Source organism: Synechococcus sp. CCAP 1479/9, from assembly GCF_019038535.1.
Classification (GTDB): domain Bacteria; phylum Cyanobacteriota; class Cyanobacteriia; order PCC-6307; family Cyanobiaceae; genus Cyanobium.
The window spans coordinates 21,895-45,065 of the sequence record NZ_JAFKRK010000018.1 but is presented as its reverse complement, the minus strand read 5'-3'; the positions used below and the strand labels follow the sequence as shown (position 1 = coordinate 45,065).

Annotated in this window: 20 protein-coding genes; 9 read left to right on the top strand and 11 right to left on the bottom strand. The window is 65.1% G+C overall.

Annotation, left to right across the window (positions count from 1 at the left end):
- Positions 1-18: 18 nt before the first annotated feature.
- Together KUG38_RS07390 and KUG38_RS17135 are read left to right on the top strand one after the other, a co-directional pair.
- Positions 19-1,467, top strand: coding sequence for a mannose-1-phosphate guanylyltransferase/mannose-6-phosphate isomerase (locus KUG38_RS07390; protein ID WP_216920305.1), 1,449 nt, complete (start codon positions 19-21; stop codon positions 1,465-1,467).
- Positions 1,468-1,472: 5 nt separating this feature from the next.
- Positions 1,473-2,498 (top strand): ATP-grasp domain-containing protein, encoded by a 1,026-nt coding sequence (locus KUG38_RS17135; protein WP_216920304.1) that lies wholly within the window; start codon positions 1,473-1,475, stop codon positions 2,496-2,498.
- A 231-nt stretch (positions 2,499-2,729) separates the two neighbouring features.
- On the opposite strand, the gene glmS is transcribed toward KUG38_RS17135, so the two are convergent.
- Together glmS and psaC are read right to left on the bottom strand one after the other, a co-directional pair.
- Positions 2,730-4,628, bottom strand: a complete 1,899-nt coding sequence (glmS, locus tag KUG38_RS07380) for a glutamine--fructose-6-phosphate transaminase (isomerizing) (protein WP_216920303.1) — start codon at positions 4,626-4,628, stop codon at positions 2,730-2,732.
- A 76-nt stretch (positions 4,629-4,704) separates the two neighbouring features.
- Positions 4,705-4,950 (bottom strand): photosystem I iron-sulfur center protein PsaC, encoded by a 246-nt coding sequence (psaC, locus tag KUG38_RS07375; protein ID WP_011377242.1) that lies wholly within the window; start codon positions 4,948-4,950, stop codon positions 4,705-4,707.
- 149 nt (positions 4,951-5,099) lie between these two features.
- Between psaC and acpP the strand changes: the two genes are divergently transcribed.
- The 3 genes from acpP (at position 5,100) to tkt (ending at position 8,691) form a co-directional block, all read left to right on the top strand.
- Positions 5,100-5,342 carry an acyl carrier protein gene (acpP, locus tag KUG38_RS07370; protein ID WP_035833476.1) on the top strand — a complete coding sequence of 81 codons (243 nt, stop codon included), beginning with the start codon at positions 5,100-5,102 and terminating at the stop codon, positions 5,340-5,342.
- A 7-nt stretch (positions 5,343-5,349) separates the two neighbouring features.
- Complete coding sequence (fabF, locus tag KUG38_RS07365) at positions 5,350-6,597, top strand: beta-ketoacyl-ACP synthase II (protein ID WP_216920302.1); 1,248 nt, start codon at positions 5,350-5,352, stop codon at positions 6,595-6,597.
- Positions 6,598-6,672: 75 nt separating this feature from the next.
- Positions 6,673-8,691, top strand: a complete 2,019-nt coding sequence (gene tkt, locus KUG38_RS07360; protein WP_216920301.1) for a transketolase — start codon at positions 6,673-6,675, stop codon at positions 8,689-8,691.
- 54 nt (positions 8,692-8,745) lie between these two features.
- Here the strand turns inward: tkt and KUG38_RS07355 are convergent, their stop codons facing one another.
- A complete protein-coding gene (locus KUG38_RS07355) occupies positions 8,746-10,401 on the bottom strand; it encodes a hypothetical protein (RefSeq protein WP_216920300.1) in 1,656 nt (551 codons plus the stop codon).
- A gap of 300 nt (positions 10,402-10,701) precedes the next feature.
- Between KUG38_RS07355 and KUG38_RS07350 the strand changes: the two genes are divergently transcribed.
- The 3 genes from KUG38_RS07350 (at position 10,702) to KUG38_RS07340 (ending at position 13,347) form a co-directional block, all read left to right on the top strand.
- On the top strand, positions 10,702-11,685 hold the full coding sequence (locus KUG38_RS07350) for a glycosyltransferase (RefSeq protein ID WP_216920299.1): 984 nt from the start codon (positions 10,702-10,704) through the stop codon (positions 11,683-11,685).
- Positions 11,678-12,076, top strand: a complete 399-nt coding sequence (locus KUG38_RS07345) for a hypothetical protein (RefSeq protein ID WP_216920298.1) — start codon at positions 11,678-11,680, stop codon at positions 12,074-12,076. Before KUG38_RS07350 ends, KUG38_RS07345 begins: the two co-directional genes overlap by 8 nt.
- Positions 12,077-12,279: 203 nt before the next feature.
- Complete coding sequence (locus KUG38_RS07340; RefSeq protein WP_216920297.1) at positions 12,280-13,347, top strand: class I SAM-dependent methyltransferase; 1,068 nt, start codon at positions 12,280-12,282, stop codon at positions 13,345-13,347.
- Here KUG38_RS07340 and KUG38_RS07335 read toward each other — a convergent pair.
- From KUG38_RS07335 to KUG38_RS07310, 6 genes are all read right to left on the bottom strand, one after another.
- Entirely contained in the window at positions 13,337-14,272 is a 936-nt protein-coding gene (locus KUG38_RS07335) for an NAD-dependent epimerase/dehydratase family protein (RefSeq protein ID WP_216920296.1), read from the bottom strand. The two genes, KUG38_RS07340 and KUG38_RS07335, sit on opposite strands and share 11 nt — an antisense overlap.
- A gap of 82 nt (positions 14,273-14,354) precedes the next feature.
- Positions 14,355-15,158 carry an aldolase/citrate lyase family protein gene (locus KUG38_RS07330; RefSeq protein ID WP_216920295.1) on the bottom strand — a complete coding sequence of 268 codons (804 nt, stop codon included), beginning with the start codon at positions 15,156-15,158 and terminating at the stop codon, positions 14,355-14,357.
- A gap of 48 nt (positions 15,159-15,206) precedes the next feature.
- Positions 15,207-17,012: a thiamine pyrophosphate-binding protein gene (locus KUG38_RS07325; protein ID WP_216920294.1), complete on the bottom strand. Its 1,806-nt coding sequence runs from the start codon at positions 17,010-17,012 to the stop codon at positions 15,207-15,209.
- Complete coding sequence (locus KUG38_RS07320) at positions 17,012-18,022, bottom strand: 3-dehydroquinate synthase (RefSeq protein WP_216920292.1); 1,011 nt, start codon at positions 18,020-18,022, stop codon at positions 17,012-17,014. Before KUG38_RS07320 ends, KUG38_RS07325 begins: the two co-directional genes overlap by 1 nt.
- A gap of 145 nt (positions 18,023-18,167) precedes the next feature.
- The gene (locus KUG38_RS07315) at positions 18,168-18,896 is read right to left on the bottom strand and encodes an SDR family NAD(P)-dependent oxidoreductase (protein WP_216920290.1); all 729 of its coding nucleotides are present in this window, start codon (positions 18,894-18,896) and stop codon (positions 18,168-18,170) included.
- 112 nt (positions 18,897-19,008) lie between these two features.
- Positions 19,009-19,974 carry a glycosyltransferase family 2 protein gene (locus KUG38_RS07310; RefSeq protein WP_216920288.1) on the bottom strand — a complete coding sequence of 322 codons (966 nt, stop codon included), beginning with the start codon at positions 19,972-19,974 and terminating at the stop codon, positions 19,009-19,011.
- 9 nt (positions 19,975-19,983) lie between these two features.
- On the opposite strand from KUG38_RS07310, the gene KUG38_RS07305 reads away from it, so the two are divergent.
- Positions 19,984-20,322, top strand: coding sequence for a hypothetical protein (locus tag KUG38_RS07305; RefSeq protein ID WP_216920286.1), 339 nt, complete (start codon positions 19,984-19,986; stop codon positions 20,320-20,322).
- Here the strand turns inward: KUG38_RS07305 and KUG38_RS07300 are convergent.
- Positions 20,319-22,094 (bottom strand): hypothetical protein, encoded by a 1,776-nt coding sequence (locus tag KUG38_RS07300; RefSeq protein WP_216920284.1) that lies wholly within the window; start codon positions 22,092-22,094, stop codon positions 20,319-20,321. The two genes, KUG38_RS07305 and KUG38_RS07300, sit on opposite strands and share 4 nt — an antisense overlap.
- Before the next feature lie 19 nt (positions 22,095-22,113).
- Positions 22,114-23,169 carry an SDR family NAD(P)-dependent oxidoreductase gene (locus tag KUG38_RS07295; protein WP_190612502.1) on the bottom strand — a complete coding sequence of 352 codons (1,056 nt, stop codon included), beginning with the start codon at positions 23,167-23,169 and terminating at the stop codon, positions 22,114-22,116.
- Positions 23,170-23,171: the final 2 nt, after the last annotated feature.

Genomic DNA, 23,171 nt, shown 5'->3' with positions numbered 1-23,171 from the left:
GGGACAGCTGCCGCCGCGATGGCTACCCCCTCCCTGGTCCCGGTGATCCTCTGCGGCGGCACCGGCACCCGCCTCTGGCCCCTGTCCCGAGCCAGCTATCCGAAGCAGTACTGGCCCCTGGCCGGCACCACCGAGGAAACCCTCCTGCAGCAGACCCACCAGCGCCTCCAGGGGCTGCCGGACCTGGCGCCGCCGTTGCTGATCTGCAACGAGGACCATCGCTTCATCGTGGCCGAACAGATGCGGCAGATCGGCGTCGAGCCGGCGGCGATCCTGCTGGAGCCGGTGGGCCGCAACACCGCCCCGGCGGTGGCCGTGGCGGCCCTGCAGGCCACCGCCCGCGGTGAGGACCCCCTGCTGCTGATCCTGGCGGCCGACCACGTCATCCGCCGGGCCGCCGACTTCCGCGCCACCGTGGCCGCCGGCATGGCCGCCGCCACCGCCGGACAGCTGGTCAGCTTCGGCATCGTGCCCACCAGTCCCGAGACGGGCTACGGCTACATCGAGGCCGCCGGACCGCTGGCCGCCACGCCCGTGCCGATCGCGCGCTTCGTGGAGAAGCCGGACCGGGCCACCGCCGAGGCCTTCCTGGCCACCGGCCGCTTCACCTGGAACAGCGGCATGTTCCTGTTCCGCGCCAGCGCCATCCTGGCGGAGCTGGATCGCTTCGTCCCCGAGGTGGTGAGCGCCTGCCGCACCGCCCTGGAGCACGACAGCGCCGACCTGGAGTTCCTGCGGCTGGAGCGGGAAGCCTTCGCCAACGGCCCCAGCATCGCCATCGACGTGGCGGTGATGGAGCGCACCGACCGGGGCGTGGTGCTGCCCCTCGATGCCGACTGGAGCGACGTGGGCAGCTGGGCGGCCCTCTGGGAGACCTCGGAGCAGGACCCGGAAGGCAACGTGCTGCGGGGCCGGGTGATCAGCGAGGGCAGCCGCAACTGCTACCTGCGCAGTGAGCACCGCCTGGTGGTGGGGCTGGGGGTCGAGGATCTGGTGGTGGTCGAGACCGACGACGTGGTGCTCGTGGCCCACCGCGACCGCGCCCAGGAGGTGAAGGGCATCGTTGGCCGGCTGGAGCGGGAAGGGGCCCCCGAGAGCCGCGCCCACCGCCGCATCTACCGCCCCTGGGGCCACTACGACGGGGTGGTGGAAGGGGAGCGCTGGCAGGTCAAGAAGATCTCGGTGAAGCCCGGCGCCAGCCTGTCCCTGCAGATGCACCACCACCGGGCCGAGCACTGGGTGGTGGTGCGTGGCACCGCCGTGGTGGAGAAGGACGGGGTGGAGGAGCTGGTGGGCGAGAACCAGAGCACCTACATCCCCCTCGGCGCCCGGCACCGCCTCACCAACCCCGGCAAGATCCCCATGGAGCTGATCGAGGTGCAGAGCGGCCCCTATCTCGGCGAGGACGACATCGTGCGCTTCGACGACCAGTACGGCCGCAGCGACGCCCCTCTCCCCTGCCCTTGAGCAGCGTGTCCAGTTTCATGGCAGGGGCGGAACGGCCCCTGCGACCCCTCAGACGCGCCCTTTCGGCGGCCATCAGCCGCCACCTGGCCCGCCGCCTCCTGCGGGCGATGGAACGCGCCACCCCGTCGCCGTTCGCGACGGCCCCACCGGAGGGGTACCGCCGCGGCATCGACCACTACAGCCGCCAGGACCTGATCGCGGCCCTGCAGAACGTCCTGGCCTCCTACCGGAGAGCCTGCGGCCGGTACCCCGATCTCGCCAGGCCCCGCCTCTACTCCGAGAAGGTGAGCCACGCCAAGTTCTTCGCCCCCATCAAGGTGCCCGAGAGCGGCAACAAGCTGCTCACGGGCAGCTTCCTGCCCCCGGCCCTGGCGGGCCAGGTGAGCGTGCCGGAGGTTGTCTGGCACCACGACCAGCCCCTGCTGCCCGCCAATGGGCAGCTGGAGCCCGGCGAGTACTACCTCAAGGCCAGCCACGGCTCCGACATGGTCCAGTGCATCCGCTTCCCGCTGGAGCCAGGGCAGCGGGAGGCCCTGGAGGCCACCTGCCGGCGGTGGCTGAGCCGCCCCTTCGGCCTCGCGCAGGGGGAATGGTGGTACAACAGCTTCCCCCGGCGCCTCCTGATCGAGCGGTCGATCTCGTCCCGCATCCCGTCGCTGTCCCTGCTCTTCTATGTGCTCGGGGGTGAGGTGGCCCTGATCACGGTCTTCGCCAAGACGCTGCAGCGGGGAGAGCCCAACCGTCGCCTGCTGCTGGACGGACGCTTCGTCCCCCTCGCCGAGCAGGATCCCGAGGAGAAGCGGCTTTCAGAGTTCCCGCTCAGCGAACCCCTCCAGCGGCGCTGCCTGGAGGTGGCCCGCACCGTCGCCGGCCCGTTCCAGTCGGTCAGGGTTGACCTGATGGTGGGGGACGACGGGCGGATCTACCTGAACGAGGTCACCTTCTCCCCCAACAACGGCCTCCCCTTCGTGGGCAGGGACCTGGACCTGCAACTCGGCCAGCTCTGGCCGGGCACCAGCCTGTGGCGCTGAGGGCGCCGGCCTGGGGCGGCGAGCCCGCGGAGCGGGCAACGCCGCCTTCGGTCGGCGCCCTCAGCGCCGCAGGAGCTGGTGGGGAGGGCGGCAGGGGCCATCCAAGCTTGCGGCAGAAGGCTCTCGAGCCCCCTTCCCACACGGGAGGGTGTCGGGCCGGTGACGTCCGAAGGTGGGCGTTGCCCGCTCCAGCGGGCTCGCCCACCGCAGGGGGTCACCGGCCCGAGACCCTCACTCGACAGTGACGCTCTTGGCGAGGTTCCTGGGCTGATCGACGTCCAGGCCCCGGTGGGCGGCGATGTGATAGCTGAGCAGCTGCATCGGGATCACCGTGAGCAGGGGGCTGAGCAGCTCGTCCACCTCCGGCAGGGGCAGCAGCACGTCAAACAGCTCGGTGTCCGGGCAGGCGGGCGCCACGCCGATCAGCTGGGCATCGCGGGCCTTGGCCTCCTGGGCATTGGAGAGCACCTTCTCGAACACGGTTCCCGGCACGGCGATCGACACCACCGGCACCCGGGCGTCCAGCAGGGCGATCGGGCCATGCTTCATCTCACCGGCCGGGTAGCCCTCGGCGTGGATGTAGCTGATCTCCTTGAGCTTGAGGGCCCCCTCCATGGCGATCGGGTAATTGATGCCCCGCCCCAGGAAGATCACGTCCTGGGTGTCGGCGAACAGGTGGGCCAGCTCAGCGCAGCAGCGGTCATGGTCGTCGACCAGGCGCTGCAGCACCGCCGGCATGGCCCGCAGCTGCTCCACCAGCTCCCGCAGCTGGGCGGGGGTGCGGCCGCCACCGAGGGGATGGGCGGTGCCTCCCCGGCGCTCGGCGAAGGCCAGGGCCAGGCCGTAGAAGGCCAGCAGCTGGCCGAGGAAGGTCTTGGTGGCGGCCACCCCCACCTCGATGCCGGCACCGATGTCGAGCAGGTGGGGCACCAGGCGGCCCAGGGAGCTCTCCGGGCGGTTGGTGATGCCCAGCAGCCTGGGGGCGTAGGCCGGATCGGCCACGAGGAAGCGCCGGTCCTGCTCCATCGCCAGGGCGGCGAGGGTGTCGGCCGTCTCCCCTGACTGGGTGACGCCGATGGTCAGCGTGTGGGGCTCCAGCGGGGGCGGGGCGTAGCGGAATTCGCTGGCGTAGAACACGGACGTGGGCAGGCCGGCCAGCTGCTCGAGCAGATGGGCCCCCACCTGGGCCGCATGGCGGCTGGTGCCGCAGGCGAGGATCTGGATCCGCTCCACCCCCTCGTAGACGGACTCATCGAGGGGAAGGGCCACCAGGGCGCCCTCGGGCAGATGGCGGGCCACCCACAGGGCCACCGTTTCGGGTTGCTCGTGGATCTCCTTGTGCATGAAGTGGCGGAAGCTGCGCTTGTCCGCCACGTGCTCGGTGCCCACCAGCAGCGTCGGGTTGCGCTGCACCCGAGCCCCGGAACCGTCGTAGAGCTCGATGCCCAGGGGCGTGAGCAGGGCCACCTCGCCGTCCTTCAGGGGCAGGATCGTGCGGGTGAAGCCGGCCAGGGCCGGGGTGTCGCTGGCACAGAGGAACTCCCCCTCCCCCAGTCCGATCAGCAGCGGCGCCTGCCGCCGTGCCACCACCACCGCCCCAGGCACCGCTGCCCACACCACCGCCAGGGCATAGGCCCCGTGCAGCAGGGGCAGCACCTGCTGCAGGGCCTCCAGCAGCAGCGCCGGTGAGGCACTGGCCCCCTCGGCCTGCCGCTGCCGCAGCCAGCGGGCGATCAGGTGGGGGATCACCTCGGTGTCGGTGTCGGAGCGGAACTCCACCCCCTCGCCCTGCAGCTCCTCCCGCAGGCTGCGGTGGTTCTCGATGATGCCGTTCTGCACCACGGCCAGCTGGCCGCTGCCGTCGAGGTGCGGGTGGGCGTTGCGCTCCTCCGGCTTGCCGTGGGTGGCCCAGCGGGTGTGGCCGATGCCGCACTGGCCCGGCGCTCCCCGCTCCTCGAAGCGGGCCGTGAGGTTGACCAGCTTGCCCTCGGCCTTGAGGCAGTGCAGGCCGGCCCCGTCAACGGTGGCGATGCCGGCGGAGTCGTAGCCGCGGTACTCCAGCTGGCGCAGGCCCTCCAGCAGCTGGGGGGCCGCCTCCCGTGAGCCGATCAGGGCAACGATGCCGCACATAGAGAGTTAGGCCAAAAAAAAGCCCGGCGCAGGCGCCGGGCATGAGCTTATGGGAGGGCAGCGGCGGCGCCGGTGCTCAGTAGGCCAGGCCCATGGAGCGGCTGGTCTCGTCGCCCAGGTAGACGCGGATGCTCAGGAAGTCGGTGGGGCAGGCGGTTTCGCAGCGCTTGCAGCCGACGCAGTCTTCGGTGCGGGGCGAGGAAGCGATCTGGGCGGCCTTGCAGCCATCCCAGGGCACCATCTCGAGAACGTCGAGGGGGCAGGCACGGACGCACTGGGTGCAGCCGATGCAGGTGTCGTAGATCTTGACGGCGTGGGACATGCCAGGGCCGGGAACGAACGGCGAGGTGCCCAAAGTACCCACACCGTTCCGGCGCAGGGCAACACCCGGGGCTGGCCGTCACCCTTGTTCATACGCCGAAAGGCCCCGAACGGGGCGACCCGTAGGATGCTGCCTCCCTCACAGCAGCCATGTCCCAGGAAGCGATCTTCGAGAAAGTCCGGTCGATCGTTGCCGAACAGCTCAGCGTGGAGGCTGACGAGGTCAAACCGGAATCCAATTTCCAGAACGACCTGGGCGCCGACTCCCTCGACACCGTCGAGCTGGTGATGGCCCTGGAGGAAGCCTTCGACATCGAGATCCCCGACGAGTCGGCCGAAGGGATCACCACGGTGGGTGACGCCGTCAAATACATCCAAGAGAAGCAGGCCTGAGGCGTCCATGGTGGAGGGTCTCCGCCGCGTCGTCGTCACCGGCCTGGGCGCGGTCACACCGATCGGCAACAACGTCGCGGATTACTGGGAGGGGCTGACCAGCGGCCGCAACGGGGTGGCGCCGATCACCCTGTTTGATGCCTCCCGCCATGCCTGCCGCTTCGCCGCCGAAGTCAAGGACTTCGATACGGCGGGCTGGCTGGAACCCAAGGAGGCGAAGCGCTGGGATCGCTTCTGCCAGTTCGGGGTGGTCGCGGCCAAGCAGGCGGTGGCCGATGCCGGCCTGACCATCGACGACGGCAACGCCGCGCGCATCGGGGTCGCCATCGGCTCCGGCGTGGGCGGGCTGCTGATGATGGAAACCCAGGCCCACGTGCTGGCCGACCGCGGTCCCGACCGGGTCAGCCCGTTCTGCGTGCCGATGATGATTCCCAACATGGCCACCGGACTGGCGGCCATCGCCATCGGCGCCAAGGGCCCCAGCAGCGCCGTGGCCACCGCCTGCGCCGCCGGCTCCAACGCCATCGGCGATGCCTTCCGGCTCATCCAGATGGGCCTGGCGGACGCCATGGTCTGCGGCGGTGCCGAATCGGCGATCACCCCCCTGGGGGTGGCCGGCTTTGCCAGCGCCCGGGCCCTGTCGTTCCGCAACGACGACCCCGCCACGGCCAGCCGCCCCTTCGACGCCGAGCGCAACGGCTTCGTGATCGGTGAGGGGGCGGGGGTGCTGGTGCTGGAGAGCCTCGAGCACGCCACGGCCCGGGGCGCCCGGGTGCTCGGCGAGATCGTCGGCTACGGCATGACCTGCGACGCCTACCACTACACCCTGCCCTCGCCCGGCGGCGTGGGGGCGGCGGAGGCCATCCGCCTGGCCCTGGCCGATGCCCGCCTGGAGCCGGAGGCGGTGGACTACGTCAACGCCCACGGCACCAGCACCCAGGCCAACGACAGCAACGAGACCGCCGCCATCAAGTCGGCGCTCGGGGCCCACGCCATGACCATCCCGGTCAGTTCCACCAAGTCGATGACCGGCCACCTGCTGGGTGGCAGCGGCGGTATCGAGGCCATCGCCGCAGTGCTGGCGGTGGCCCACAACCTGGTACCGCCTACGATCAACTACAGCACGCCTGATCCTGCCTGCGATCTGGATGTGGTGCCCAACCAGGCCCGGGAACACGCCGTCAACGTCGTGCTCTCCAACTCCTTCGGATTCGGCGGCCACAACGTCTGCCTCGCCTTCCGCCGGATGACCTGACCACCCGGCGCGCCAGCGCACCGGGTCACCCATCCCAGGAACACCTCCCTCCTCCCTGTACTCCCCCGTCAAGCCATGGTCGCCGCCCCCTCCACCCAGGTCGATAGTCACGTAGAGACGCTCTGCATCAACAGCATCCGCTTCCTGGCGGTCGACGCGATCAACAAGTCCAACTCGGGGCACCCCGGGCTGCCGATGGGCTGCGCACCGATGGCCTTCTCCCTCTGGGACAAGGTGCTGCAGCACAACCCGAAGAATCCGCAGTGGTTCAACCGCGACCGCTTCGTGCTCTCGGCCGGCCACGGCTGCATGCTGCTGTATGCGCTGCTGCACCTCACCGGCTACGACAGCGTGACCCTGGAGGACATCAAGCAGTTCCGCCAGTGGGGCTCCCGCACCCCCGGCCACCCCGAAACCTTCGAGACCCCGGGCGTCGAAGTCACCACCGGGCCCCTCGGCCAGGGCATCTCCAACGCCGTGGGCCTGGCGATCGCTGAAGCCCACCTGGCGGCGAAGTTCAACAAGCCCGACGCCACCATTGTCGACCACTACACCTACGTGCTGATGGGTGACGGCTGCAACCAGGAGGGCGTCTCCGGCGAGGCCGCCTCCCTGGCCGGCCACCTGGGTCTGGGCAAGCTGATCGCCCTCTACGACGACAACCACATCACCATCGACGGCAACACCGGCGTGTCCTTCACCGAGGACGTGATGAAGCGGTACGAGGCCTACGGCTGGCATGTGCAGCACGTCGAGGACGGCAACACCGACGTGGCCGCCATCACCCGGGCGATCGAAGCGGCCAAGGCGGTCACCGACCGTCCCAGCCTGATCAAGGTCACCACCACGATCGGCTATGGCTCCCCCAACAAGGCCAACACCGCCGGCGTGCACGGCGCCGCCCTCGGGGCCGAGGAGGCCGAGCTCACCCGCCAGCAGCTGGAGTGGAGCTATGGAGCCTTTGAAGTGCCCGAGCCCGCCTACGAGCACTGGCGCCAGGCGATCCAGCGCGGTGCCGCCGCCGAAGCCTCCTGGAACGAAAGCCTGGCCGCCTACCGCAGCCGCTACCCCGCCGAGGCCGCCGAGTTCGAGCGGCTGCTGCGCGGTGAGCTGCCCGAGGGCTGGGATGCGTCCCTGCCGGTGTTCACCCCCGAGGACAAGGGCCTGGCCACTCGCCAGCACTCCTACAACGCCCTCAACGCCTTCGGCCCCGGCCTGCCCGAGCTGATCGGCGGCTCCGCCGACCTCACCCACTCCAACCTCACGGACATCAAGGGCGAGGCCAGCTTCCAGAAGGGCCACGAAGCCAACCGCTACCTGCACTTCGGTGTGCGGGAGCACGCCATGGCGGCGATCCTCAACGGCATCGCGTACCACAACAGCGGCCTGATCCCCTACGGCGGCACCTTCCTGGTCTTCGCCGGCTACATGATCGGCGCCATGCGGCTGTCGGCCCTCTCCGAGCTGGGCGTGATCTACGTGCTCACCCACGATTCGATCGGTCTGGGCGAAGACGGCCCCACCCACCAGCCCGTGGAAACCCTCGCCAACCTGCGCGCCATCCCCAACCTGCTGGTGATCCGCCCCGGCGACGGCAACGAGACGGTGGGGGCCTACAAGGTCGCCGTCACCAACCGCAAGCGCCCCACGGTGCTGGCCCTCAGCCGCCAGGCCATGGTCAACCAAGCCAACTCCGCCGCCGACAAGGTCGCCAAGGGTGGCTACATCCTCAACGACTGCAGCGGCACCCCGGACCTGATCCTGATCGGCACCGGCACCGAGCTCGACCTCTGCGTCAAGGCCGCCGCCCAGCTCAGCGCTGAAGGCAAGGCCGTGCGGGTGGTGTCGATGCCCTGCGTCGAGCTGTTCGAGGAGCAGGACGCCGCCTACCGCGAGTCGGTGCTGCCCGCCGCCGTGCGCAAGCGGGTGGTGGTGGAGGCCTCCAGCTCCTTCGGCTGGCACAAGTACACCGGCTTCGACGGCGCCAGCGTCTCGATCGACAGCTTCGGTGCCTCCGCCCCCGGCAACGTCTGCCTCGAGAAGTTCGGTTTCACCGTCGACAACGTGGTGGCCACCGCCAAGGCGCTGGGCTGATTTCTGCCCGGCCTAAGGCCCCATCAAGCCATCCATCCACAGGAAGCCGGGATCTCACTCCCGGCTTTTTTCATGCTTCTGCTGCGGATCACTGATCCGTTCGTAGAGGATGCCCAACGTGTTGCTCTGGCGCACCCGGTAGATCTCCAGCAGGTTGACGCCGTGGCGCCGGGCCAGCTGCTCCAGGGGCGGGAAGTTAGCCGCCGCCAGCACACCACCCCTGTTCGGAGAGGCCACATGGTCGAGCACGAAACGGGGCCGGCCCTGCGGACCATCCAGGGCCCGGATGTAGGGCTCCGTGTCCTGTTTCATCCAGGACAGCGCCAGCAGGGTGCCGAGCCTGAGATCGCTGCTATGGGTGTCCTGAAGGCCGAAAAGGCGGGAGTTCCAGCCATAGACGTGCAGCCCTGCCTGACGGGCGTCGGCCGGAAGCAGAGCCGCCTGGGGGTTCCCCCTGGCCGCCAGCTGCCGGTTCAACGTCAGCCCCGTTCCGACCAGCAGAGCCATGACGGGGGCCAGGGCCAGCGGCGGAGCCCACCACGGGATGGCGGCTCGCCCGAGGGACCCAGGGGAGAACGGCCTTGAACCGGCCGCGCGGCAGGCAAGATTCGGGAGATTGGCCAGCCCTGTGGCCATCACCACGACCGCTGTGGGGATGAGCAACAGGTAGTAGTGCAGCATGCCCTTGTTGGGCAGCAGGATCGCAGCGATGGTGGCGAGCGAGAGCAGCAGTGCGGCCTTGAGGTCGTGGCGGGAATGGGGCCCATACCGGCGGCGCTGAAGCAGGGGAAGCAGCCACACGGACCAGGCCAGCAGGAATTGGGGGGCTTCTGAAGCCAGGGTGCGGAGCGTGGCCAGAAACCGCGTCAACCGCTCAGGGGCGGTGCCGACCAGCGTGTGGCCCTGGACCACTAACCAGACGGCCACACCCCGCAGGGAGAACCCGGACGACTCCTGACGGGGGCCATCGACGTCAACGAGGCCCATGTAGTCGCCCAGCAGGGAACCCGCCCGACTGAACAGCCCATAGCCGCCCATGCGATAGACGACCAGGTCGGCCAGCAGACAGGCCAGCAGGGAGATGGCCAGGAGCCGCAGGGCCCGCTGCCGGCCGAGGCCGGCACCCAGGATCAGGGCCCACGCCTGGGGCACCAGCTGGTACTTGAGGTGAAAGGCGGCGACGGAAAGGGCCACCACTCCAGACAGGGCGCCCTGGACCTGGGGACGGTGGACCAGCAGGGCCCACATCCCCAGAAGCAGCACGCTGCCGAGAATCTCGCCATTGGGAGAGAGCTGGGTGAGTGACGGGTCCAGGGGCCGCAGCAGCAGGGGCGGCCCGACACAGAAGCAGGCAACGGCTACGGCGGCGGCCCGGTTCAGCAGCGCCCGACTTCCGACATAGGCCAGCAGAGCGATGAGGCCAACGGCCACCGACTGGACGAAGGCGATGGCCAATCCATCCTGCAAGGAGGACGGAACGCCGAGGGCCCGCAGCAGGGCCAGAAGCGGCACATAGAGCAGGGGATGGAGAAAGCCCTGGGTATACATATCCACCACCTCCGTGCCGGGAGGCAGCAACAGGTAACGGCGCGCCAGGGAGGCGGCGAAATGAACGTCGTCATCAAATCCGTGGGTGATCAGCCCCTCCGAAACAATGCGGGCCAGAACGGCCGTCGATAGAACGGTGAACAACAGAAGGCCGATGTTCAAATCCGCTGAACGGAGCCCAGATGACTTGGGCCCCGATGGCCTGGACTCAAAGGGATGACGCCTTGACGCGGCCAGGCCCATGCGACGAACACGTATGTTCGCCACGATACACGACATCAACGTGGATCAATGTGCTCCTGGCCGCTGGGAGACTTCAAAGGGGCACGGGCACGTGAATCCGACCGTTGAATCCGGAGTCCGGCGAAGGAATGGTCATGCAGCAGGGCGAGGGCATGCATGGAATCTGATGGCAATCGAGAAATGTCGGCTAACGTGGAAACGACAGCACTCGTCTGCAGCATGACATCCGAACGACTCGTATACGTATCAACGGCCTACAATGAGTCGCTGAACCTTGAGGAGTTGCATTCGCGTTGTCGTCAAGCCTTCGAGCAGATCAGAGCAGCCCTCCCGAACCCTGACGACCTTGAGTTCGGCATGGTGATTGCCGACAACAACAGCAGCGACGAGAGCCTGACGGTGATTCAGCGCATTGTCGCCAAGGACCCTCAGGTCATTGGCATCGCCAACAGCAGCAACTACGGACCGGAGGCTTCAGCCGTAAACGCCTTCAAGCATGCGGGCGATTGCAGCTTGATGATCTGTCTCTGTTCCGATCTTCAGGATCCTCCCGAGCAGAGTGTGGAGATGGTGGTGCGGCTGCTTCAGGACAATTCCAAGGATGCGGTGCTGGCCGTGAAGAGTCGTTCGGCAGGGGGACCATTGCTGCAGATGGCCCGCAGGACGTACTACAAGGCCCTGGGCTATTCCTCGAGGCTCCAACAGGTTCCCAGTGGCTTCCATGGCTTCGGCTGCTACCGAAAAGAGGTTGTCGAGGAGATCCTGCGCTACTGGGATGAGTCCGGGATGAACCTGCGCATGTGCATCGCCAACAGTTGCCATTCGCCCGTGCTGATTCACTACAGGCAGGCCGATCGAACCCGGGGGACATCCTCCTATCGCGGTGCAGGGTATGCCTTGGAGGCCATCCGAGCTCTGCTGTCCGCAGACGCAGCCGCCAGTCGACTGGCCCTCACCATCGGCGGGTTTGGGGTTCTCTTTGCTTTCATGGTGGCCCTGTTCCTGCTCGCCAACTATTTGTCTGGGAACAGTCAGTACGAAGGCGGCATCCCCACGGTTATGGCCCTAGTTCTGATCAGCTTTGGCCTGCAGATGCTGACCATGGCGGTGGTCTCCAGGCAGATCGAAGGCCTGCGCCTTTCCGGCTTCAGGCCGAAGCTCAGATATACCTTGATGCGCCAGAGCCAGAGTCCGAATGATTAGCCATTCATTCACCCGCTACGGACTCAACGGCATCGCCTTCACCATTCTAGGCCCAGCTCTTTTCTGGCTTGCCTATCCGATGGGTGCGTTTATCGCCCTGGGCATTGCAGAAGCAACCTGTCATGTCCTGAGATACTTCAGCTTTCGCTTTCTTGTCTTCCCCAGCAGCCAGGGATATCGGGTTTCCATCAGGCGCTACATCGTTTCCATCGTGCCCACCATTACGGCTGGAGCCATCATCGTCGCCCTGTTCAAGGGAGTGATCGGCAGAACGGAGCTGACGGTGCTGGGCGCCGCCACATCCCTGATCGTTGGCTATGCATGGAGCACGTTTGTGTACAAGCAGAAGATATCCACCAGGCGCACAGAGCAGGACGAACCCCAGAGCTGAATCTGCTGCCCCGGGGAGGTGAGAAGCAGGGATACCACCAGAGTCATCAGCGAAGTCGTTGGTGGTCGCCTTCTTATTGAGTCCGTACTACGATGACATGACTAAGGGCGGCATCCATCGTGAGACAGACTTGCCTCGTTTGCGGCCATCAGCTGTCGGAGCCGATCCTTCACTACAGCGATCTCCCTTCCGGCGCCCAACAGATGCCAACGAAGGAAGAGCTGGCTTCAGACAAGGGAATCGATTTCAGCGTCAGGCAATGCCTCTCTTGTGAGACCTTGCAGCTTGACTGTGAACCCGTTGCCTATTATCGCGATGTGATCAGGGCGATGCCGGTCAAGGGTGTCTTTGCCAATCTGAAGCTTGAGCTGTTCAAGGACTTTGTCAAAAAGTTTTCTTTGGACGGCAAGCATCTGATCGAAGTCGGCTGCGGCAAGGGGGACTTCATCCAACTCTTTTCCAGCGAATCGGTAAGGATCTCTGGAATTGAGCATTCAAGTGCCTCCGTCCTCGCCGCACAAAGCAAGGGCCTCGACGTCGTCGAAGGATTTGTCGACTCCGCTGAATGCGGGGTGCCGAACGCACCCTATGACGGGTTTCTCTCGATCAACTTCCTTGAACACCAACCAGATCCATGCGGCATGCTGGCTGGAATTCACAGCAGCCTGGCGCCCGATGGCGTTGGACTGATTACGGTGCCAAGCTTTGATCACATTCTGCGCTATGACGCCTATTACGAGTTTGTCAGGGATCACCTGCTCTACTTTACGGAAACCACGCTGCGGCGCATGCTCGAAACAAATGGGTTTGACATCCAGGAGATGGGCCTCTTCAATGAAGACACCATTTATGCCTACGTCAGGAAGCGGCCAGTTGTTGCCTTGAGTGGGCTGTCCACCAACTACATGAAGCTACGCACCGAGCTGAATGCGTTGATTGATGATCTCAAGGCCCAGGGCAGGCGCGTGGCCCTATGGGGAGCCAGCCATCAAGGCTTTACGATCATCGCCTGTGCGGGTATTGGAGAGAAGATTGAGTACATTATTGATTCGGCAGAGTTCAAACAGGGCAAATACTCGCCCGCCACACACATTGAGATCATTTCTCCCTCCGAAGCCCTATCCCGGGCAGCCAATGCCATCATCATCGCCGCTCCGGCGTACACCAAAGAAATCCTCGGCGTTATCCTGTCCACCTATCCTCCGGATACCCATGTTTCCGCACTCCGGCAGGACGGGATTGAGGTTCTGCATCAGCCGGTCAGCCCTTAAGGCCAGCAGCGGTATCGGTGATCTGCTCATCCAGGGTCCATGCGGAAAGGCCATGGGTGGAGAGGAAGTCCAGGAAAGGAGCGGGATCAGAGGAGTAGACATTCGGCGTGAGGCCCGGGTCAACAGAGGAGACGGGCTCAGGAAGGCTGAATAACCTGCTGACTCTCTGTGCCAGGGACGTCAGATCGGTTTCCTCGCTGACGGTGGCCAGGGGGCCCTCCAGTGGCGGGTGGTCGCTTGCCAGCCACGCCCAGGCCAACGCCACAATGTTGCCGGCGTGGCCAAAGCCGCGGACGACACGGTTCTTGGACTTCAGGATGATCTGGCTACCGTCCCGGGCTTTGAGAAGAAAGTCACCCAGGGCATAGATCTCAGGGTTCGTCATGAATCTGCCCGAGAGCGTGTAGATCCTCAGGATGAGGCTGGCGGTGAGCTCCCTGATCCGCACTTCCTCCTCATACTTGAGGGCGCCATAGGGGTTTTCAGCGGTCTTTTCTTCAGAGGCCGGACCGGTGTGGTCAAAGGCCGCCGCGGCACCGGAGGAGATGTTCACAGCCCTGACGCCGGGTGAATGCACAAGGGCCTCGCAGACAAGCCTCGTGATCTCCCGATTGATCGCGATATAGGCGTCGACACCGACAGCATCCAGCCCTGAGCGAGGGAAGAAGGCCCCATGGAAGAGATAGCCAAAGGGCTCCTGCTTCGCATGCTCCGGCAGGTCGGCCAGTGGATGGACGGGATAATCGAACGACTGGTCTTGTCCATAGGCTGTGGTGCTCAGCAAGCCGGGCTTGCTGGCATAGGCGCGGACCTGCTGACGAAAGACATCGGGCGCGAGCAGACGCTGGAGCTCGTGCAGTGCGGTCTTTCCCACCCACCCGGTGGCACCGGTGACAGCAATGGGCTTGGAATGAAATTCAGACATCAGCAAGTGGCGTGGAAGTGAAATAACTGTTTCGTCCGTTATCGATCGAATGGCTCAAGATCGAGCATCGCGTGGCTCAAGATCAGGCGTCGCGCTCAAGCACCTTCCAACGGCTCTCCAGCATCTCGATGCGCATCTGGTCTTCCTGGTACATCAGGCCATAGTACTCACGCTTATTGAGGAGCCAGAGCAATTCGAAGTGAACAGCCTGCAGCAAGGCTTCTGCAAGATCAGGCGAGTCAAGGGCGGATCCCTGGAAGATGACCTTGCGGGTTTCGAAACGATCCAGATGGACAGCCTGGAATCGCTTCAGGTTGGGAAACGCATCAATCGACACGGCTCCACCAACAACGAACTCAAGACCGGCCTTCTGGCACTTCATGGCGATATCTTCTCCAACCGCGGTGACCTCGTTGCCTTCCAAGCCCTCCCGACCGACGCCAAGCGAACAGCTGAAGTCGACGCGGCCAAAAACAACGCCATTGCAGCCAACCTCCGCAGAGGCTGCTGCGATCAGATCATCGATGCAGCGATAGCCCGCGATTGTTTCCACGTTGAACAGGAACTTGACATCCTCCTGATCCTCGGGAGCAAAGACCTTGTTCTTGGCGGCAATGAATTTCCCCAAGGCATAGGGGGATTCCACCATGGGCGCAATGATGTAATTGACCCCAAATTGCCGCGCCTCAAGCATGTCACGGATGGCCTCGCAGCCACCCACCTTCAGGGCCATACCTACATCGGCCTTATGGGCGATTTCGAGCAGCCTCAGGAGCTCGTCCGTACGGGTACCTTCGGCCTCAAACTCAGCCTTTGTAGCGACCACCCCGAAACATTCCCTTCCGCGCTTAAGAATATCCAACATCTTCCGTTCATGAGCGTTCATGGATCTCGTGACGATTGGTCGAATCTTACCAGAAATGTACGCTTCTGATTACTCGGATGTGTGTAGGTATCGGTAAACACAAGATGCAATCTCGTCGGGGAGGTCGGGAGTCATCCTGTGAAGCGGATTGGATTCCATGCCACCCTGGGCACTGATACGGCTGGAGATCTTGGGGAAATAGCTTTGCTCCGGATCGATGGGTACAAGGAACAACGCTGGAGATGGACGCTCCCATAACTCAAGGAACACAGGATCGTCGGAACACCACCCAGCGGAGAGGGTGTGGACGGGCACGTCATAGGCCTTGCCAAGGAGCCTCCAATCGGGGAACCCCAGACCGGAGCGAACGTCACAGCCAACATAGGAACCCTGGAAATAGTTCTTCTGGGTCATGCGGATCGATGCATAGCCCTCATTGCAGAACAGAAAGATCTTGAGATTCAGCCCGTTGACGGCGACCGTGGCCAGCTCCTGGAGGTTCTGGCTGAACCCACCATCCCCCTCAACCAGAACGGTGCGATGGTGGCGGTCGGCGAGGGCCACACCGATCGCCGCCGAAAGGCCATAGCCCATGCTCGCCAGGCCCTTGTTCGTGAGCATCGTCTGGCCCTGACGCAGGAGAAAGGCCTGCATCATCACGGTGAAGGCACCACCGCTGCTGCAGGGAACGATATGGTCGGCATCACCGCAGACCCTGGAGAGGTCCATCACCATGTCGTAGGGATTCAGATAGCCCTCCGCCGTGGCATTGCAGGCCTCAGAGAGGGGCACCAGGGATTTGACGTCCTGGCAGAAGGCCAGCCATTCCGGGTGCTGGCCAAGATCATGACGGAGCAGCTGGCTCAGAAAAGCATCGGCATCGGCCTCAATGGCCTCCGCCAGCGTCGGATTCGGCTTGGCAAGCTCGGCTGGGTCGATGTCCACCTGAATCACATCCCCCACCGGCAGGAACTCCTGCCAGTTGAAGCCTGTCTGCTGCAGCCCGAGCCGGGTGCCGATGGCAATCAGCAGGTCGGACTGCTGCAGCAGGATGTTGCTGTAACGCTGCCCCCAGGTGTTGGGCCGACCGAAGTAATTGGAATGCTCGGATCCATAGCGATCGGCCCCATTCCAGGTGGTCATCACCGGCAGCCCCAGGGACTGCAGGAGGGACTCAAGCTTCTGGGCACAGGGCCGGGAGACGCCGCCGCCAAGGAGAAGAACCGGCCGTTGGGCTGCGGCGACACCTGCCGCGATCCGGGCCGCGATGGGGGCGATGTCGGGAGCGGCGGCCGAGGGCGCCGGGGATGGCGGGGCCGGCTCTGCCGCCAGCCAGTCCTCGGGGACCGGATGGGCCTGGACATCCAGGGGGAGCTCCAGAAACACCGGCCCGGGCCGACCCTGCCAGCTCAGGGCCACGCTGGCCAGAAAGGATCGATGATCCAAGGGCTCCCGCAGACAAAGACTCTGCTTGCACAGTGGGGCCGCCAGCGCCACACCATCGACTTCCTGGATACCCAGCTGACGCAGGCCGGGAGGGGCAAGATCACTCACCTTGACCTGGCCGCCGAGCAGCAGCAGCTCGCGGCTCTCCAACCAGGCCCCAGCCAGGCCGGTGAGGCCATTGGTCAGACCCGGACCTGCCGTGACCAGGACAAAGGCACGGCCGATGGCTTCTGCCGCGGTTCCCGAATTCAGCGTGGCATTGTGATGCTCGGCGGCAATGACGGCAGCCACCTCATGCACCGTGGGGACGCACACCATCTGATGGCGGGCGGAGTTCAGCAGATGCATGATGTTCCCCCCCGCGACAAAGTAGCAGTGGGTGAAGCCCGCGGACTTGAGCCACTCCAGCATCACATCGGAGTATTTCATCAACCAATCTCCTGGGGAACGGACGACACGGCCTTCAGGGCCTCCTCCATGGCGAGCTGGATGGCTGCCAACTGGGGCTCACCGGCCGGGATCTTGATTTCCTCGACCCCAAGCACACTGGAAGGCCCGATTCCTGGCTTCACACCGCTGGAGGCCGGAACGATCAGATGATAGTAACCGGAAGAATGCTTCTTGTCAGCAAGAAAGGCACGGCGGAAGCGTTCTGGATCAAATGATTCAACGGCCGTGGGATCAAGCGTCGGATGCAGAAGCTGGAGGCAATGATCCCAGAGCGGCAGACAATCGGACGGTGCTCCAAGAAAGCGGACCGCCGCCATCATCCCCAGGGCCACCCCCAGACCGTGGGGAATGGCGAACTGGGTCGCTGACTCAAGGGCGTGCCCCCAGGTGTGGCCGAAGTTGAGGCAGCGCCTCTCGGCCCGGTCGAATTCGTCCTTCTCCACGAACCACTGCTTGACCCGCAGGGTGGCATGGAGCAGGGCGGCCAGATCCTGCTCGCTCCAGGCCCCGGACAACACAGGCTGCACCAGTTCCAGATAGCTGGAGAAGGCCTCAGGTCCACGGCAGAAGGCGATCTTGGCAGCCTCTGCAGCCCCTCCTGCCATCTCCACGGCAGGCAGCGTGCGTGCGAAGACAGGAAGGATCTGAATGCAGCGAGGGGGGTGGAAATTGCCGATCAGATTCTTGTAGGCGCCGACATTGATCGAACTCTTGCCCCCCATGCAGGAATCGGCCATGCCCAGGAAGGTGGTCGGCACATAGTCCCAGGCGATGCCTCGCATGTACAGCGAGGTCACGAAGGTGGCGATGTCCTGAATGACGCCACCCCCCACGGCGAGCAGGCGGGAGCCGCGACCGAGTCCGGCCTGCTTGAGCGCCACGAACAGCTCGATGGTCTGCGGCAGGGACTTGGCGTCCTCGGTGGCCTCCACGAAGATGACGGGCTGCTCTGCTGGAAAGCTGATCCTGTCCCGGAAGAAGGCATCCATCAGGATCAGGTCCGCCTCAGGCTTCCATGCCCCGAGATCGGTCAGCCCCTGGAACTCGATGCTGTAGTCCGACAGTGAGCTGCGGATGACGAGGGGGGGGAGCGAAGCCAGGGACAGGGACGTCATGAAGGACTGGCAGTGGGTGTCATGTGTGCTTGAAGCCGATGAAACCGCCGTCGACCGTCAGGAACTGGCCCGTGATGAAGCGATTGCCAGGCCCGATCAGGAAAGCCGTGGCTTCGGCGATGTCCTCGGGTTGGGCGAGGCGGTCGAGGGCCGTCTGGGACGTGATCGCCTCGATCTGCTCGGGGGACAGGTGCCGTCGCGTCATCGGTGAATCCACCACACCGGGGAGCACTGCATTGATCAGAATGCCTTTCGCACCCAGATCCATGGCGCAGGACTTCACCAGGCCCTGCAGCGCAGCCTTGGAGACGGTGTAGGAGAGTTTTCCCAGCCGGCTCTCCAGCTGCCAGATCGAGCTGATGACGCAGAGGCGACTGCCGCGCTCCAGCCGCCCAGCCGACAACAACGCCGAAAGACTGGCCGCAATGAACAGCACATTGCATTGCCAGAGACTTTCGAAGGTGGTCGGATCGAAATCAGCGATCGAATCACTGGCATTGAGGCCGTGGGCCCACACCACCGCATCCAGCGGCGGCAAGGCCGCAAACAGCTCGGCACTCACCGGTTCGGCATAGGAGAGGGCCACATGGGAACGGGCACGCCCTGAGGGGGAAACGGCTGCCGAGCCGGCCGTGTGGAGCTGGTCACCCGCGGCCGTCAGTGCTTCGCCGATGGCCGAACCCAGGGCACCCCCGGCGCCGAACACCAGCACATGGCGGGGTCGCTGGTCAGGGGGAACGGCGTTCATGGAACCGTGACCGCAGGGCGCACGGCGCAATGGCACAGCCTCGATGAGTGGCGCATGGGGGCCAGCAGCAGGAAGCGTTGCTGTGCCCCATGGTAGGGGGACTCCCCGGTTTTCAGACCTTCGTCTCGCGGGAGGGAACGTTGTGGCGGCTGCGCTCCACCACCAGGGGCAGGCGCAGGGTGCGCTGGTTGATGAAGCCGATGTATTCGCCCAGGATGCCGAGGGCGAACATCATGGTGCCGGCGAAGAACAGCGCCGAAACCGACAGCATGGCCACACCGAACTGGAAGCTGTCCCAGAAGATCAGCTTGCTGACCATCACCACGAACGACAGCAGAATCGAAAGGGCCCCGAGCGACAGGCCGGCGGTGGTGATCAGCCGCATCGGCTTGCGGGAGGAGGTGACGATGCCGAGCACGCCGAAATCCACCAGGAATGAGAGCGAGGCGGAGCTGCTGCCGCCCTTGCGATCGGCGCTCACATAGGGAATCGTGGACCACTTGAAACCGATGGCACAGACCAGGCCCTTGATGAAGGGGTAGGAGTCGATCGATTGCCGCAGGGCCAGAATCACCGAGCGGTCGTAGATGCCGAAACCGGTGGTGTCACGCACCATTGGGTAGTCGGACAGCCACGAGAGCGTGGCGTAATAGACCTTCTTGCAGAGGAACAGGATCGGGCTTTCATGGCTGGAGCGCCGCACGGCGAAGATCACCTGGTCGTCGCCCTTCTTCCAGGCGCTGATCAGATCGGCCACCAGCTCGGGGGGATCCTGCAGATCCGACATCAGAAAGACATTGGCATCCGCATCGGGCACCAGCAGGGCATTGGCCGAGGAGCGCACGAAACCGAAGTTCGAGACGTTGCGAATCAGACCGACGCGGGAGTCCCTGGCCGCCAGCCCCTCGATCAGATCCACCGTGTGGTCGGTGGAGCAGTTATCAGCAAAAACGATCGAGAAGACATCGTCCGGAAACTGTTCGAGAACCTTGGCCAGCCTCACATAGAGCGCTTCGACGTTGGACGACTCGTTGTAACAGGGAATGCAAATGGCGATATGATGCGTCGACGTCGTCATGGGCAAATGTTGTCAAAAAGCATGCTGCAGGCAGTGTATCTTTTGGCTGCCGTTCTTGCGGCATGCCTGGGCCAATTCATCTTGCGGATCAGGCCGCCGGCCGAAGGTGTCCGCACCGGTGCGATCTACCTGGCGGCGTCGCTTGTTTGCTATGGCGCCTCCTTCGGCATCACGGCCCTGGTGCTGCCCGGGGTCGATCGAAAACTGGCCGTGCTGGTGCTGAGCCTGCAATATCCGCTGCTGTATGTGTTCTTCTCGCTGAAGGATGCGGCCCCGGTGGCTCCGGCCAACATCCTGGCCATCACCGTGGGTTATGGGATCGTGGCCCTTGGAATGGCCGGCCGCTAGCTCACTCCCGCAAAGGCCACGGGGCTGCTGATCAGCCTGGACCCATAGACGGCCGTCTCGCCCTTGGACCTGTTTCCAGGCCGATCCAGATCGCTCAGGGAAAACTCCAGTGTCTCGCCGGAGCGCACCGCCAGGCCGTCGGCGAAGGGGAACCGGGCGATGTGGTTGTCCTGCAGGCGCCTCTTGTCCACATCCGCCGAACAGACAGGGGCGGCCGCCGATGGGGCTTGAACGCAGAGGCGCAGGACGCCTTGGTTGACCCGGTTGTTGGTGCCGATCATCAGACCGACGGCCTCCATCCTGTGATCCTCCAGTGGAACGACGGGGAAGCGCATCGTCTGCCCGATCTTCAACGGCATGGGCTGGAGGTGCTTTGGCAGCACATCACTGGCTTTGGTGTTCATCGGCGTGAAGTGCATCACGCCGGCGCAGAGTCTGTCGATCTGGGGCCGACCCAGCTGGAAGCTCCAGATCGGGCCCGCGAAGATCTGCAGCTCCATCGGCCGCTTGCCGGGCACCCTGCACTGCTGCTCGAGCTGTTCGGTGTAGCTGATCGGCGCCTCGCGGCGGGCGACGTTGTTGTGATAGAAGACGATCGAAAGGATCAGCCAGGAGGCCAGGATCCTGGAGGCCGTTCCCTGGCGGGTTGTGCGATCTCGCACCAGGAGAACAAAGGCCGTGAGCAGGATCGTGAGGAACAGAACGGTGTTCCAGAAGAAGAAGCGCCCGCCGGCATCCTCCACGGTCAGGGCGACGATGGGAGCCCCCCGGCGCACCGCCACCAGCAGGCTGGAGAGGGAGAGCACCATGGTGGAGAACATGGCCAGATAGAGCAGCGCCGGCTGCCGCATCCGGCGACTCACCACCCGCACCGCCAGCACCACAACGGCCACCATCACAGCCACCAGCAGCAGTTGCAGCGGCTCCGGCAGCACCCGCAGGTACCAGCCCGGCTTGTAGCCGCCGAACAGGGGGCTGACCAGGTGGATGGTGAACCAGTCGAGCAGTGCATCCGGCCGTGCCAGCAACTTGCTGATCGCCTGGGCCGTGGAAACCTCGTAGCTGTAGGTCAGCTGGGAGAGATAGAGCTGCACGGAGGAGAGCAGCACCGGCACGGTGAGCCAGACCGGGGCCAGCGAGAGACGACGGCGCTTCAGCAGCACGAAGACCAGCAGAGGCAGGCCGTAGAGGGCGACGAAGGGCCCCGTGAGCACCGCCACCAGCCCATAGAGAAACAGCAGCAGCTGGAAGCCCGGCCACACCCGCAAGGGCGACCCCTCGCTGCCCTGCAGCAGGCGGCCGTAGACCGCGTAGGCGATCAGGATGAAGCCGAGCGGGAAGAAGATGTAGGCGTTGGGCAGATTGAGATAGGTTTCCTGGCCATAGGGATAGAAGACATAGGGGATATAGGAGAAGCGCAGGATCCGGCCGAAGAACCCCATCCGGATCAGGGCCTCCATGCAGCACAGGGGCACCAGGTAGCTGGCCCAGGCCACCGCCAGGAAAAACTGCGGGTAATCCAGCGGCGAGAGGTTGTTGACGGCGAACAGGGCCACCAGGCGCTGCAGCAGGTGGCTGTAGCCGGCGTAGGTCTTGAAGATGGAGTGGACGCCTGAATCGATCGCCGTCTGCAGGAAGATCGATCCGTCTTCCGCATAGAGGAGCGGCTCCAGGGTGATGGAGGGCCGCCTCAGGAAATAGAACAGGGCGCAGAGGCCGATAAAGCCGGCGGAGACGAGCAGGGGGCGCAGCTTCTGCAGGGCAACGGGCATGGTTCGGTTCACCCCGGCCTCAGCCCATCAGGTTGGTTTCGGTCCAGGCGAGCATGCGGCTGACGCCGTCGCGGCAGGAGATGGCCGGCGACCAGCCCAGGAGGCGCTGGGCCTTGCCGATGTCGGCGATGAAGCAGTCCTGGTCGCTGGCGCGGCGGGGGGTGGGGGTGTAAACGAGCGGCGGAATGGCCAGCAGCTCGGCGAGCAGGGCGAACAGCTCCAGCAGGCTGAGGGAGTTGGCGGCGCCGCCGCCGATGTTGAAGATCTCGCCGGTCATGCGCTCCCGGTGCTCGTAGGCGGCCCGGTAGAGGCGGATCAGGTCGTCGGCGTGGAGGACATCGCGCACCTGCTTGCCGGTGCCGGCGATGGTGAAGGGCTGGGGGGACACGCCCGCCAGGTGGGCGCGCTTCTGCTCGATCGCCTTCTGGCAGAACCAGCCCACCCAGCCCTGGTCGAAGGAGGCGAACTGGCGGCCGCCGAAGATCGAGGAGTGGCGGAACACCACCGTTTTCAGGCCATAAACGCGGGCCCAGTCGCGCACGTACTGGTCCGCCGCCCCCTTGGAGCAGCCGTAGGGGGTGGAGAAATCGAGGCCGAGGGCTTCGTCGAGGCCTTCGGGGTGGTCGGGGAGGCGGTAGCGGGTGGGGGTCTCCTCGTAGCGGAGGCCCTCCAGGTCGCCGTAGACCTTGTTGGTGCTGCTGTAGGCGATCAGCGCCTCCGGGGAGAGGGCCCGGGCGGCTTCGAGCACGTGGAACGTGCCCAGCACGTTGGTCTGCAGGTCGCGGGCGGGATCGGTCAGGGAGGTGGTCATCGCCACCTGGCCGCCCACATGGGCGATGTAGTCGAAGGGGGCGTGGCGGCGGAAGACGGCCATCACGGCCTCGGCTTCGGCCAGATCGCCCTGGATGAAGTGGAAGCGCCCGGGGGCGGCCTGGGACTCCAGCCAGGCCAGGTTGGCCGCCGAGCCGCGCCGGAACAGGGCATCGAGCACGATCACCTCGGCGCCTTCCTGCAGGTAGGAGGCGGCCAGGTTGGAGCCGAGAAAGCCGCAACCGCCGGTGATCAGGACCTTCATCG